The following is a 13,322-nucleotide window of genomic DNA, read 5'->3' on the forward strand; positions in this document are numbered from 1 at the left end:
GGCCAGGTCGGCAAGTGCCGGGGGGCTCCGATGCCCGGCCTTGTCAGGGCTGCGCGGGGCCCGAACCGTCGTCACTCGTACGGGACTTGGCGGCCCGGCGCAGCCGGTGGTGCCGGGCGCCGCTCTGCTCGCTGATCGCGTCGCCGACCATCGTCCGTACCGCGTCGCGCATCCCGTGCAGCGCGCCGTGCCGGGACGGCCCCGCGCCCGGGTCCTCGCGCAGCTCCTTCACCAGCGACCAGCACAGGCCGAGCATCACGACGACGAAGGGCAGTGCGACCAGGATCGTCGCCGTCTGGAGCGATTTGAGGCCGCCCGCCACGAGCAGGACGGCGGCGACCGCCGCCATGAGCACGCCCCACATCACCACCAGCCAGGTCGGCGGGTGCAGCGAGCCCCGGCTGGTGAGCGAGCCCATCACCAGGGATGCCGAGTCCGCGCTGGTGATGAAGTACGTCATCACCAGGACCATCGCGATGTACGAGGTGACCGAGCCGATCGGCAGCGCGTCCAGCATCGCGAAGAGCGAGGCCTCGGCGCCGTCCTTCACCGCTCCGGCGAGGTCGGCCGCACCGGTGGACGCGATCCGGATCGCCGTGCCGCCCATGACGCAGAACCAGATCACTGTCGCGCCGCTGGGCACGAGCAGCACCCCGACGAGGAACTCGCGGATCGTGCGGCCGTGCGAGATGCGGGCGATGAAGGTGCCGACGAACGGCGCCCACGAGAGCCACCACGCCCAGTAGAAGATCGTCCAGGCGCCGAGCCAGTCGCGGTCGGTGAAAGCTCCGGTGCGGCTGGCCATGGGCAGCAGATCGTGCAGATAGCCGCCGATGGAGGCGGGGATGGTGTCGAGGACGTAGACGGTCGGGCCGAGGACGAACACGAAGACCATCAGGACCGCCGCGAGCACGATATTGATCGTGGACAGCCACTTCACGCCCTTGTGCAGGCCCGAGAAGGCGGACAGTACGAAGGCCGCCGAGAGCGAGGCGATGATGACGAGCTGGGTGGTCTGCGAATTGGCGACGTTCGAGGTGATGTGCAGGCCCTCGGCGACCTGGAGGGCCCCGAGGCCCAGGCTCGTCGCGGTGCCGAAGACCGTCGCGAAGACCGCCAGCAGATCGATGCACTTGCCGGGCAGGCCGTCCGCCCGGCGCGCGCCGAGCAGCGGCACGAAGGCCGAGGAGAGCCGGTTGCCGCGGCCCTTGCGGAAACCCGCGTAGGCCAGCGCGAGGCCGGCGATGCCGTAGATCGCCCAGGGGGTGAGCGTCCAGTGGAAGAAGGAGTACTCCAGGGCGGTGCGCGCGGCATCGCCCGTGCCGGGCTGGGCGCCGCTCGCCGGGGGCGGGCTGAGGAAGTGGGTGAGCGGTTCGCCGACGCCGTAGAACATCAGCCCGATGCCCATGCCCGCACTGAACATCATCGCGATCCAGGCGAGGTTGGTGAACTCCGGCTCGGAGTCGTCCGCGCCCAGCCTGATCCGCCCGTACCGGCTGATCGCCAGGACCACGCACAGCACCAGGAACGTGTCGGCGGCGACCACGAAGAGCCAGGCGAAGTTGTTCAGGACCCAGGCGAGCGCGGTCGAGGAGGCGCTGTCGAAGGAGCTCTTGCCGAGGGCCGCCCAGGCGACCGCGGCCACCACCGCGAGCACACCGATGACGATCACGGTGTGGTCGGGGGAGGGGTCGGGGGGCGGGGGCGTATCGCCCGGCGGGAGCCCCGGGGCGGAATGATCGATCGAATCCATACTCATGCCGCCCCACTATGGTGGGGGATGTACGCATTTTCTGGGGTGGCGCGCCGTCCGTGGACCCCAGTGGCTATGGGCAGGCGCGCGCCGGGCGGATAGGGTCTGAAGCGGCGCGACTGCCTGTTCGAAAGCAAGGGATAGCAAGGTGACGGACGGCGCAGTTTTGGAGACCGCCCGCGTACTCGTGGCGGCGGACAAGTTCAAGGGCTCGCTCACGGCCGTACAGGTCGCGGAGCGGGTGACGGCCGGGCTGCGGCGGGTCGTACCGGATCTGCGGGTGGACACCCTGCCGGTCGCCGACGGCGGCGACGGCACGGTGGCGGCCGCGGTGGCGGCTGGATTCGAGCGCCGCGAGGTGCCGGTGACCGGACCGCTCGGCACCCCGGTGACCGCGGCGTACGCGGTGCGCGACGGCGTGGCCGTGGTCGAGATGGCGGAGGCCTCCGGGCTCCAGCACCTCCCCGAGGGCGTCTTCGCGGCGCTCGCCGCCACCACGTACGGCTCCGGTGAGCTGCTGCTCGCCGCACTCGACGCGGGTGCGCGGACCATCGTGTTCGGCGTCGGCGGCAGCGCGACGACCGACGGCGGCGCCGGCATGCTGGCCGCGCTCGGCGTCCGCTTCCTGGACGCCACGGGCGAGCCCGTGGGCCCCGGCGGTGGCGCGCTCGCCGACCTCATGACGGCCGACTTCTCGGGTCTCGACGCCCGCTTCAAGGACGTGGAACTCGTCCTCGCCAGCGATGTCGACAACCCGCTGACCGGCCCGAAGGGCGCCCCGGCGGTCTACGGTCCGCAGAAGGGCGCCTCGCCCGAGGACGTGGCGACCCTGGACGCGGCCCTGGCCCACTACGCCAAGGTCCTGGAGGGCCCGCTCGGCGCGAAGGCAGCAGAGGCAGCGCTGGCCCCGGGCGCCGGGGCCGCCGGCGGCATCGGCTACGGCGCGCTCGTGGCGCTGGACGCCACCTTCCGGCCCGGCATCGAGGTCATGCTGGACGTCCTCGGCTTCGCGCCCGCACTTGCCGGAGCCACCCTGGTCATCACGGGCGAGGGCTCGCTGGACGAGCAGACCCTGCACGGCAAGGCTCCGGCGGGCGTCGCGGCGGCGGCCCGCGCGGCCGGTATCGAGGTCGTCGCGGTGTGCGGGCGTCTGCTGCTCCAGCCCGGCCAGCTCGGCGAGGCGGGCATCCGCCGCGCCTACGCGCTGACGGAACTGGAGTCCGACCCGGCCCGCTCCATGGCGAACGCGGGCCCGCTCCTGGAACAGGTCGCCGAGAACATCGCGAACGACTTCCTGCGCTAGACCGCCTGATCCAGCGGCCCCCCTCGCACTCGCGAGGGGGGCCGCTGTGCTGTTCCCTGAAGCAACCGGCGGTGCGTGTGCGACCGCGGGTGCGAGCCCCTTCCAGCCGTGAGACACTGATGTCTCATTCGATACTGGAGTGTTTCATGACGTCGCCCCTCGGCGCGCCGGCCCTCGATCCCCGGCGCTGGCTCGTTCTCGCGATCCTGTCCGGCAGCCTGTTGCTCATCGCGATGGACACCACGATCCTCAACGTCGCCTTCCCCTCCCTGGTGAGCGACCTTCAGCCCAGCTCCGTACAGCAGCTGTGGATCATCGACGTGTACGCGCTCGCGCTTTCCGGGCTCCTGGTGACGGCCGGCGCGCTCGGCGACTGCTGGGGGCGCAAGCGACTGCTGCTCACCGGCTTCGCGATCTTCGCGCTCGCCTCCCTGATGGCGGTCTTCGCGACCGCGGCCTGGCAGGTCATCGCCGCCCGCGCGCTGCTCGGCGTCGGTGGCGCGGCGATCATGCCGTCCACCCTGTCGATCCTGCGCGACGTCTTCACCGACGCCCGTGAGCGCGCCCTCGCCTACGCGGTGTGGGCGGCGGTCTTCGGCGGTGGCATGGCGCTGGGCCCGGTGATCGGCGGTCTGCTCGTGGAGCAGAACGGCTGGCAGTCCGCTTTCCTGATCAACATCCCGGTCGCCCTGGTGATCATCGCGCTGGGCGCCTGGATCCTGCCCGAGTCGCGTCAGCCCCGCGAGGGCCGCTGGGACTGGTGGGGCGTCGGGCAGTCCGTCGTCGGCATGCTCGCCCTGGCCGGCGGCATCAAGCAGCTCGGCAAGGGCGGCCCCGCCGACCCCGTCGCCTGGGTGCTGCTCGGGGTGGCGGCCGTCGCGCTGACCGTGTTCGTCCGCCGCCAGCTGCGGCTGGCCCAGCCGCTCTTCCACGTACGGCTCTTCACCAGCCGTTCCTTCAGCATCGCCGCCGCCTCGATCTTCCTCGGGATGATCGCGCTCGGCTCGGCGCTGTTCCTGGTCACGCAGTGGTTCCAGTACGGCCAGGGCTACAGCCCCCTGGAGGCCGGTGTGCGGCTGCTTCCGGCGCCGCTCGGCCTGGTCGTCACCTCGCTGGTGACCCCGGCCCTGATGCACCGGCTGCCGATCCGGCACGTCATCGGCGGCGGGCTGCTCCTGATGACCGCGGGACTCGCCCTGCCGTGGCTGTTCCAGCAGTCCGGCCCGCTGGCCTACCCCGGCGTGGCCGTGGCGCTCGGCGTGCTCGGCTGCGGCGTCGGCATCGCGACCACGGCGGCCTCGGTGACGCTCATGGCCTCCGCGCCCAAGGAGCACGTCAGCGGTGCGGCCGCCGTCGAGGAGACCTGCTACGAGCTGGGCGCCGCCATGGGCGTCGCCATCCTCGGCAGCATCGCGGCGGCCCTGTACCGGGCCAAGCTGCCCGAGCTCGGCCTGGACGGGGCCGCGACGGCCTCCGTACGCGACTCGGTCGGCGAGGCGGCCCATGTCGCCTCCTCGCTCGGCGGCCCGGCCGGGGCGCTGCTCCTGGAGAAGGCCTCGGCGGCCTTCACCGCGGGCATGACCCCGACCTTCCTGCTGGCCGCGGCGCTGCCACTGGCCGCGGCGGTGCTGGCCTGGGCGAAGATCCCCGGCGACCTCCGCCCCACGGACAACGCCCACTGACCCCGGGGCTCCGCCCCAGACCCCAGGGGGCTTGCCCACCAGCCCGCCTGTGCGGCGGGTGGGGTGAGCTGAGCCCTGGGGCTGCGCCCCCAGACCCGCTGAGGGGCTCCGCCCCTCGAACCCCGGGCGGGGGCTCCGCCCCCTGCACCCGAAGGCGGGTTCAGGGGCGCGGGGAACCGCGCGAGCAACCACGCACGGTGCGACGCCGACCGACAACGGGTTCAGGGGCGCGAGGAACTGCGCGACAAGCCACCCCGACCCGCAGCCGAGTGAGCCGGCAGGCGGCAGCATGCCCCGCCGGCAAGCAAGCAGCCCGCCCCGCACGCACGCGAGACTGGGCGGAACGGGAGCACGGCGGTGCGGGAGCACGGAAAGGGGCCCCGGGTTCTAGAACCCGGGGCCCCTTTCCAGCACTGTGAGGAACTACGGCAGCTGCGCCGCCCGCGCCTCGCGGCGGTTGTCGCGGAAGGTGTTCACCCGGCGGGCCGTCGCGAAGAGGGGGATCGTGGCGGCCAGGACGATCTGGAGCGCACAGCCGGTCTGGAGCAGCGCCTGGCCGCCGGGCGCGTCGAACGCCCAGGCCGCGAGCAGCCCCATCGCCCCGATGATCCAGCTGAGCATCGCCACCGCGAGGATGCCCCGCGGCTTCGGGTACTCGACCCGGCTCACCATCAGCCAGGCGACCCCGATGACGGCGAGCAGCGTCGGGACGAACGGCAGCTCAAGCAGGACGATCGAGACGACCGTGAGCGCGCCGAACGGGCTCGGCATGCCCTGGAACATGCCGTCCTTCATCGTCACGCACGAGAACCGCGCGAGTCTCAGCACCACGGCGAGCAGCACCGTGATCGCCGCGACCGCGGCGACCCGCTGGTGGGCGTCGTCCGCGACCATGCCGTACACGAGCACGAAGTAGGCCGGGGCGAGCCCGAAGCTGATGAGGTCCGAGAGGTTGTCCAGCTCGGCGCCCATCGGGGAGCTGCGCAGCTTGCGCGCGACCAGACCGTCGCAGAGGTCGAAGATCGCGGCGAGCAGCATCAGGATCACGGCGGTCGCGGCGGAGTGCCGCGCCATGCCGGTCTCCTGGCTGCCGGAGAGGTGCGGGATGAGGATGCCGGTGGTGGTGAAGTACACCGCCATGAAGCCGCACGTGGCGTTGCCCAGCGTGAGGGTGTCCGCTATCGACAGCCGCAGTGACAGCGGCATGTCCTCGACGTCGTCCTCGGACTCCGCCTCGGGGACCCAGCCGGCCTGCGTCTCGGGATCAATCACGGTCAATTCGAGTCACCCCCGCCGTGGTCGCCTGACCGACCTCGACCGCGACCTCGACACCCTCGGGAAGGTAGATGTCGACCCGCGAGCCGAAGCGGATGAGGCCGATGCGCTCGCCCTGCTCCACCTTGGTGCCCTGGGGGATGTACGGCACGATGCGCCGCGCGACCGCGCCGGCGATCTGGATCATCTCGATGTCACCGAGCTCGGTGTCGAAGTGCCAGACGACGCGCTCGTTGTTCTCGCTCTCCTTGTTGAACGCCGGAACGAAGCCACCGGGGATGTGCTCCACCGAAGTCACCGTGCCCGCGAGGGGCGCGCGGTTGACGTGGACGTTCAACGGGCTCATGAAGATCGCGACGCGGGTACGCCCGTCCTTCCACGGCATGATGCTCTGCACCACACCGTCGGCGGGGGAGATGACCCGCCCCTGCGTGATCTCACGCTCGGGGTCGCGGAAGAACCACAGCATGCCCGCCGCGAGAGCGGTGGTGGGTACGGCCACGATCGCGGCGCCCTTGGAGCGGCGCGAGCGGGCCAGGCTGAGGGCTGCGGTGGCGACGGTCGGCAGAAGCCACGGCGATGCTCCGCGAGCAAGGCGTCCCTTGAGGAAGCCGTCGCGTGGTGCAGAGGTTTGGCTGTGGGGCATGGATGACCTTCGTAGCGGATGATGCCGCGCTGGCAACGGGGGACGGCGGCAGGTTTACCGGCGATGGTATCGGTTGCGAGCCGCAACTGGGCAAGCCAGAAGCCGAGTCGGCGGCCGGAAGACGATGACAGGGTGTGATGTTCTTCGCGGCCAGACCGACTCAAAAGCGACAATCAACCCTGGAACCGGTACTCCTCAAGAAGTCGGCGCCCAATGATCATTTTCTGGATCTCGGCGGTACCTTCACCGATGAGCAGCATCGGCGCCTCGCGGTACAGGCGCTCGATCTCGTACTCCTTGGAGAAGCCGTAACCGCCGTGAATGCGGAACGCGTCTTCCACCACCTCCTTGCAGTACTCGGAGGCGAGATACTTCGCCATCCCTGCTTCGAGGTCGTTTCGTTCCCCGGAGTCCTTTTTGCGTGCTGCGTTCACCATCATCGCATGCGCCGCTTCGACCTTGGTAGCCATTTCGGCGAGCTTGAACTGGATCGCCTGGTGCTGGGCGATCGGCTTTCCGAAAGTGTGCCTTTGCTGGGCATAGGAGACACCCAGCTCAAATGCACGCTGAGCGACTCCGCAGCCACGTGCCGCGACGTTGACGCGGCCCACCTCGACGCCGTCCATCATTTGGTAAAACCCTCGACCGGTGGTCCCGCCGAGTACGCGATTGGCCGGAATTCGCAGGTCGTCCATGACTAGTTCGGTGGTATCGACACCCTTGTATCCCATTTTGTCGATCTTGCCGGGAATGGTGAGGCCGGGCCGGACCTCGCCGAAGCCCGGCTCCTTCTCCACCAGGAAGGTCGTCATCGACTTGTGGGGGGCGGTGCCCTCGGGGTGTCCTTCGTCACTCCGGCACAGAACGGCTACGAGTGATGACGTTCCGCCATTGGTCAGCCACATCTTCTGGCCGTTCAGGACGTACTCGTCGCCGTCCTTGACCCCCTTCGACGTGATCGCCGACACATCCGAGCCGAGCGCCGGCTCCGACATGGAGAACGCGCCGCGCACCTCGCCGAGCGCCATCCGCGGCAGGAAGGTGTCCTTCTGCTCCTGGGTGCCGTGCTGCTTCAGCATGTACGCCACGATGAAATGCGTGTTGATGATGCCGGACACCGACATCCAGCCACGCGCTATCTCCTCCACGCACAGTGCGTAGGTGAGCAGCGACTCCCCGAGACCCCCGTACTCCTCGGGAATCATCAGGCCGAACAGGCCCAACTCCTTGAGCCCTTCGACGATCCGCGTCGGGTACTCGTCCTTGTGCTCCAGCTGGGTCGCGACCGGAATGATCTCCTTGTCGACGAAGTCCCGCACGGTGGACAGGATTTCCTGCTGGACGTCGGTCAGACCGGCGGTCTGCGCGAGACGGGCCATGGCTACTTCTCCGTCTTCTCGGCGGGCTGCTCGGCGGGCTTGCCGGCCGCCTTCTGCGCGGGCTCGACGAGCACGGGCCGACCGGGCTGCTCCCCGCCGCGCTCCTTGATGTACGTCTCGGTCGGCACCATCACCTTGCGCCGGAAGACGCAGACCAGGGTGCCGTCCTGCTTGTAGCCCTTGGTCTCGACGTGGACGATCCCGCGGTCGTTCTTCGACTTCGAGGGGGTCTTGTCGAGGACCGTCGTCTCGCCGTAGACCGTGTCGCCGTGGAAGGTCGGCGCCACGTGCCGCAGCGACTCGATCTCCAGGTTGGCGATCGCCTTGCCGGAGACGTCCGGCACGCTCATGCCGAGCAGCAGCGAGTAGATGTAGTTGCCCACCACGACGTTCTTGCCGAAGTCGGTCGTGTTCTCCGCGTAGTTGGAGTCCAGGTGCAGAGGGTGGTGGTTCATGGTGAGCAGACAGAACAGGTGGTCGTCGTACTCGGTGACCGTCTTTCCGGGCCAGTGCTTGTAGACGGCGCCGACTTCGAACTCTTCATAGGTGCGGCCGAACTGCATGGTGCTCACGCCTCCGGGATCTCGAACTTGGACGTGCGCTGCATACCGGCCGCCCGGCCCTTGCCGGAGATGACCAGGGCCATCTTGCGGCTGGCTTCGTCGATCATCTCGTCGCCGAGCATCGCCGAGCCCTTCTTGCCGCCCGCCTCGGACGTGCAGTACTCGTACGCGTCCAGGATCAGCTCGGCGTGGTCGAAGTCCTCCTGCGACGGCGAGAAGATCTCGTTCGACGCCTCGACCTGGCCCGGGTGCAGCACCCACTTGCCGTCGAAGCCGAGGGCGGCCGCACGCTGGGCGACCGCGCGGTAGCCGTCGACGTTGCGGATCTGGAGGTAGGGGCCGTCGATCGCCTGGAGGTCGTTGGCGCGCGCGGCCATCAGGATCTTCATGAGGATGTAGTGGTAGGCGTCCGCGCCGTACCCGGGCGGCTGCTCGCCCACGACCAGGGTCTTCATGTTGATGGACGCCATGAAGTCGGCCGGGCCGAAGATGATGGTCTCGGTCCGCGGCGAGGCCTCCGCGATCGCGTTGACGTTGTTCAGGCCGCGCGCGTTCTCGATCTGCGCCTCGATGCCGATCTTGCCGACCTCGAAGCCCATCGTCTTCTCGATCTGGGTGAGCAGCAGGTCGAGGGCGACGATCTGCTGGGCGTCCTGCACCTTCGGCAGCATGATGCAGTCGAGGTTCTGGCCCGCGCCCTCGACGACGGTGACGACATCGCGGTACGTCCACTCGGTCGTCCAGTCGTTGACGCGCACCACCCGCGTCTTGCCCGTCCAGTCGCCCTCGTTGAGGAACTTGACGATGGTGTGCCGCGCCTCGGGCTTGGCCAGCGGGGCGCAGGCGTCCTCCAGGTCGAGGAAGACCTGGTCGGCCGGCAGGCCCTGGGCCTTCTCCAGGAAGCGCGGGTTCGACCCGGGGACCGCGAGGCAGGAGCGGCGGGGGCGGAGCCGGTTGACAGGGCTGACGGGGGTGCTCATGCGGGGACCTCCAACGGGTCGAGCTTGTTCGCTTTCCGGATCTCGTCGACGATACGGCCGATGATCTCCGTGATACCGAAGTCCTTGGGAGTGAAAACGGCGGCTACGCCCGCCTCGCGCAACTCCTCGGCGTCCGCGGGCGGGATGATCCCGCCGGCGATGAGGGGGATGTCACCGGCGCCGGCCTCGCGCAGCCGCACGAGTACGTCGGGCACCAGCGCGGCGTGCGAGCCGGACAGGATGGACAGGCCCACGCAGTGCACGTCCTCGGCGAGGGCGGCGCTCACGATCTGCTCCGGGGTGAGCCGGATGCCCTGGTAGACCACCTCGAAGCCGGCGTCCCGCGCACGCACCGCGATCTGCTCGGCCCCGTTGGAGTGCCCGTCCAGGCCCGGCTTGCCGACCAGGAGGCGCAGCCGGCCCGAGCCGAGGTCGGCGGCCGTCCGCGCCACCTTCTCGCGGACCGCGGCCAGCGGGGTGCCCTCCTCGGCGGTGACCGCGACCGGGGCCGAGGAGACGCCGGTGGGCGCCCGGAACTCGCCGAACACCTCCCGCAGCGCCTCGGACCACTCGCCGGTGGTGACGCCGGAGCGCACGCACTCCAGGGTGGCCTCCATGAGGTTGCCGGTGCCCTGGGCCGCCTCCTTCAGCTTCTCCAGCGCCTTGCAGGGCCGCGGGTGGTTGAAGGGCGGCTGGTAGCGGGTGTCGCGCCAGTTCTTCAGCGCGGCGACGACCCGGGCCTCGACGGCCGGGTCGACCGTCATGATCGCCCCGTCCAGGTCCGCGGTGAGCGGGCTCGGCTCGGTCGACTCGTAGCAGTTGACGCCGACGATCTTCTCCTCGCCGGCCTCGATCCGGGCCCGGCGCTCGGCGTGCGAGGAGACGAGCTGCGACTTGAGGTAGCCCGACTCGACGGCCGCGAGCGCGCCGCCCATCTCCTGGATCCGGTCGATCTCGGCCAGGCACTCCTCGACGAGGGAGTCCACCTTCGCCTCGATGACATGCGATCCGGCGAAGATGTCCTCGTACTCCAGCAGGTCGCTCTCGTGCGCGAGCACCTGCTGGATGCGCAGCGACCACTGCTGGTCCCAGGGCCGCGGAAGCCCCAACGCCTCGTTCCAGGCCGGGAGTTGGACAGCACGGGCCCGGGCGTCCTTGGACAGCGTCACGGCCAGCATCTCCAGGACGATCCGCTGGACGTTGTTCTCCGGCTGCGCCTCGGTCAGGCCGAGCGAGTTGACCTGGACGCCGTAGCGGAACCGGCGCTGCTTGGCGTCCTCGATCCCGTACCGCTCCCGTGTGATCTTGTCCCAGATGCGGCCGAAGGCGCGCATCTTGCACATCTCCTCGATGAAGCGGACACCCGCGTTCACGAAGAAGGAGATGCGGGCGACCACATCGCCCTTGCGGTCCTCGGGGATCTGGCCCGACGCGAACACCGAGTCGAGTACGGCGATCGCGGTGGACATCGCGTACGCGATCTCCTGGACCGGGGTGGCTCCCGCCTCCTGGAGGTGGTAGCTGCAGATGTTGATCGGGTTCCACTTGGGGATGTTGTTGACGGTGTAGCAGATCATGTCCGTCGTCAGGCGCAGCGAAGGCTCCGGCGGGAAGACGTGCGTCCCGCGCGAGAGGTACTCCTTCACGATGTCGTTCTGCGTGGTGCCCTGGAGCTTGGTGATGTCCGCGCCCTGCTCCTCGGCCACCACCTGGTACATGGCGAGCAGCCACATCGCGGTGGCGTTGATCGTCATCGAGGTGTTCATCTGCTCCAGGGGGATGTCCTGGAACAGCCGCCGCATGTCACCGAGATGGGACACCGGGACCCCGACCCGGCCCACCTCGCCGCGGGCGAGGATGTGGTCGGGGTCGTATCCGGTCTGCGTCGGAAGGTCGAACGCGACCGACAGACCCGTCTGACCCTTGGCGAGGTTGCGGCGGTAGAGCTCGTTGGACGCCTCGGCGGTCGAATGACCCGCGTACGTCCGCATGAGCCACGGCCGATCCTTCTGACGCTCTGTCATGAATCGTCCTGGGCCTAGATGTTGCGGAAGCGGTTGATGGCGTCGAGGTGTTTCTCGCGCAGTTCGGGGTCGCTGACGCCGAGGCCCTCGCGCGGGGCGAGCGCGAGCACGCCGACCTTGCCCTGGTGCAGGTTGCGGTGCACGTCGTAGGCGGCCTGTCCGGTGTCCTCCAGGGCGTACACCTTGGAGAGCGTCGGGTGGATCTTGCCCTTGGCCACCAGGCGGTTGGCCTCCCACGCCTCGCGGTAGTTGGCGAAGTGCGAGCCGATGATGCGCTTCAGGGACATCCACAGGTAGCGGTTGTCGTACTCGTGCATGTAGCCCGAGGTGGAGGCGCAGGTGGTGATGGTGCCGCCCTTGCGGGTGACGTAGACGCTCGCGCCGAAGGTCTCGCGGCCGGGGTGCTCGAAGACGATGTCGATGTCCTCGCCGCCGGTGAACTCGCGGATGCGCTTGCCGAAGCGCTTCCACTCCCTGGGGTCCTGGGTCCGCTCGTCCTTCCAGAACTGGTAGCCCTCGGCGTTGCGGTCGATGATCGCCTCGGCGCCCATCGAGCGGCAGATGTCCGCCTTCTGCGGCGAGGACACCACACAGATCGGGTTGGCGCCGCCCGCGAGCGCGAACTGCGTGGCGTAGGAGCCGAGTCCGCCGCTGGCGCCCCAGATCAGGACGTTGTCGCCCTGCTTCATGCCGGCGCCGTTGCGCGAGACCAGCTGGCGGTACGCGGTCGAGTTGACCAGACCGGGGGCGGCGGCCTCCTCCCAGCTCAAGTGCTTGGGCTTGGGCATGAGTTGGTTGGACTTGACCAGCGCGATCTCCGCGAGTCCGCCGAAGTTGGTCTCGAAGCCCCAGATGCGCTGCTCGGGGTCGAGCATCGTGTCGTTGTGTCCGTCCGAACTCTCCAGCTCCACCGACAGGCAGTGCGCGACGACCTGGTCGCCGGGGTGCCAGGCGTTGACTCCGGGCCCGGTGCGCAGCACGACTCCGGCGAGGTCGGAGCCGATGATGTGGTGCGGCAGGTCGTGCCGCTTGGTGAGCTCGCTGAGCTTTCCGTAGCGCTCAAGGAAGCTGAACGTGGAGACGGGCTCGAAGATCGAGGTCCAGACCGAGTTGTAGTTGACCGAGGAGGCCATGACGGCCACCAGGGCCTCGCCCGGGCCGAGTTCGGGGATCGCGACCTCGTCCAGGTGCAGGGACTTGCGGGGGTCCTTGTCGCGGGTGCTGAGCCCGGCGAACATCTCCGCCTCGTCCTTGTGCACGGTGATCGCGCGGTAGGACTCGGGGAGCGGCAGAGCGGCGAAGTCGGCGGAGGTGGACTCCGGCGACTGGATCGCGTCCAGGATTTCCTTCACGGTGTTGCCTCCGTCGAAGCGCCCCTGAGGGGCGTTGAGGGTCTTCGGGGGTGGTGCTGTGGAGGTGTGCCGTCGGTTCGGCGGTGTGGTTCGAGTGCGGCAGCGCCGGGTGGGCGCGGGAGGGTTGCCTGTGACGCAGGCGTCCGGGCGCACGGGCCAGTGGCGGCTCGTGGGGACAGTCGGCGTACGGCGGTTCCGCCGGCCGCCGACCGCCCGGACAACATCAACGTATGGCACCCGGTGCCAAGTGACAAGACACTGCGTGCCAAGAGTTTCTCTCAATTGCAGAATGGCCCGCGCAGATGAGCGATGATCGATCGTTGCAGGTCAGCGCCTCGTAGCGCCTCGCCCGGGAACGCGAACGG

The 13,322-nt window shown here is 69.4% G+C and carries 10 protein-coding genes; 2 read left to right on the plus strand and 8 right to left on the minus strand.

Annotated features, from left to right (window positions below; translation table 11 throughout):
- Window positions 1-43 precede the first annotated feature (43 nt).
- Window positions 44-1,759 (minus strand): BCCT family transporter, encoded by a 1,716-nt coding sequence (locus ACFYNP_RS04940; RefSeq protein WP_388403915.1) that lies wholly within the window; start codon window positions 1,757-1,759, stop codon window positions 44-46.
- 142 nt (window positions 1,760-1,901) lie between these two features.
- On the opposite strand from ACFYNP_RS04940, the gene ACFYNP_RS04945 reads away from it, so the two are divergent.
- A complete protein-coding gene (locus ACFYNP_RS04945; RefSeq protein ID WP_388782702.1) occupies window positions 1,902-3,056 on the plus strand; it encodes a glycerate kinase in 1,155 nt (384 codons plus the stop codon).
- Window positions 3,057-3,202: 146 nt separating this feature from the next.
- A complete protein-coding gene (locus ACFYNP_RS04950; RefSeq protein ID WP_388782706.1) occupies window positions 3,203-4,738 on the plus strand; it encodes an MFS transporter in 1,536 nt (511 codons plus the stop codon).
- 423 nt (window positions 4,739-5,161) lie between these two features.
- Here the strand turns inward: ACFYNP_RS04950 and pssA are convergent, their stop codons facing one another.
- The 7 genes from pssA to ccrA form a co-directional block, all read right to left on the minus strand.
- On the minus strand, window positions 5,162-6,016 hold the full coding sequence (gene pssA, locus ACFYNP_RS04955; protein WP_388782709.1) for a CDP-diacylglycerol--serine O-phosphatidyltransferase: 855 nt from the start codon (window positions 6,014-6,016) through the stop codon (window positions 5,162-5,164).
- Complete coding sequence (locus ACFYNP_RS04960; RefSeq protein ID WP_100575165.1) at window positions 6,003-6,659, minus strand: phosphatidylserine decarboxylase; 657 nt, start codon at window positions 6,657-6,659, stop codon at window positions 6,003-6,005. The genes pssA and ACFYNP_RS04960 overlap by 14 nt, the downstream gene beginning before the upstream one ends.
- 173 nt (window positions 6,660-6,832) lie before the next feature.
- On the minus strand, window positions 6,833-8,038 hold the full coding sequence (locus tag ACFYNP_RS04965; protein ID WP_388403927.1) for an acyl-CoA dehydrogenase family protein: 1,206 nt from the start codon (window positions 8,036-8,038) through the stop codon (window positions 6,833-6,835).
- Between the two features lie 2 nt (window positions 8,039-8,040).
- A complete protein-coding gene (locus ACFYNP_RS04970; protein ID WP_388405185.1) occupies window positions 8,041-8,601 on the minus strand; it encodes a MaoC family dehydratase in 561 nt (186 codons plus the stop codon).
- A 5-nt stretch (window positions 8,602-8,606) separates the two neighbouring features.
- The gene (locus ACFYNP_RS04975; protein ID WP_388403930.1) at window positions 8,607-9,581 is read right to left on the minus strand and encodes an HpcH/HpaI aldolase/citrate lyase family protein; all 975 of its coding nucleotides are present in this window, start codon (window positions 9,579-9,581) and stop codon (window positions 8,607-8,609) included.
- Window positions 9,578-11,605, minus strand: coding sequence for a protein meaA (locus ACFYNP_RS04980; RefSeq protein WP_388782711.1), 2,028 nt, complete (start codon window positions 11,603-11,605; stop codon window positions 9,578-9,580). Before ACFYNP_RS04980 ends, ACFYNP_RS04975 begins: the two co-directional genes overlap by 4 nt.
- A gap of 14 nt (window positions 11,606-11,619) precedes the next feature.
- Complete coding sequence (gene ccrA / locus ACFYNP_RS04985) at window positions 11,620-12,957, minus strand: crotonyl-CoA carboxylase/reductase (protein WP_388403937.1); 1,338 nt, start codon at window positions 12,955-12,957, stop codon at window positions 11,620-11,622.
- Window positions 12,958-13,322: the final 365 nt, after the last annotated feature.

The organism is Streptomyces sp. NPDC006691, from assembly GCF_042869955.1.
GTDB lineage: Bacteria > Actinomycetota > Actinomycetes > Streptomycetales > Streptomycetaceae > Streptomyces.

Excerpts from the sequence above, each read along its gene's own strand:
- ACFYNP_RS04975 (WP_388403930.1), bottom strand. The coding sequence starts at position 9,581 with ATGAGCACCCCCGTCAGCCCTGTCAACCGGCTCCGCCCCCGCCGCTCC.
- ACFYNP_RS04950 (WP_388782706.1), top strand. The coding sequence starts at position 3,203 with ATGACGTCGCCCCTCGGCGCGCCGGCCCTCGATCCCCGGCGCTGGCTC.
- ACFYNP_RS04960 (WP_100575165.1), bottom strand. The coding sequence starts at position 6,659 with ATGCCCCACAGCCAAACCTCTGCACCACGCGACGGCTTCCTCAAGGGA.
- ACFYNP_RS04940 (WP_388403915.1), bottom strand. The coding sequence starts at position 1,759 with ATGAGTATGGATTCGATCGATCATTCCGCCCCGGGGCTCCCGCCGGGC.
- ACFYNP_RS04980 (WP_388782711.1), bottom strand. The coding sequence starts at position 11,605 with ATGACAGAGCGTCAGAAGGATCGGCCGTGGCTCATGCGGACGTACGCG.
- ACFYNP_RS04970 (WP_388405185.1), bottom strand. The coding sequence starts at position 8,601 with ATGCAGTTCGGCCGCACCTATGAAGAGTTCGAAGTCGGCGCCGTCTAC.
- ACFYNP_RS04965 (WP_388403927.1), bottom strand. The coding sequence starts at position 8,038 with ATGGCCCGTCTCGCGCAGACCGCCGGTCTGACCGACGTCCAGCAGGAA.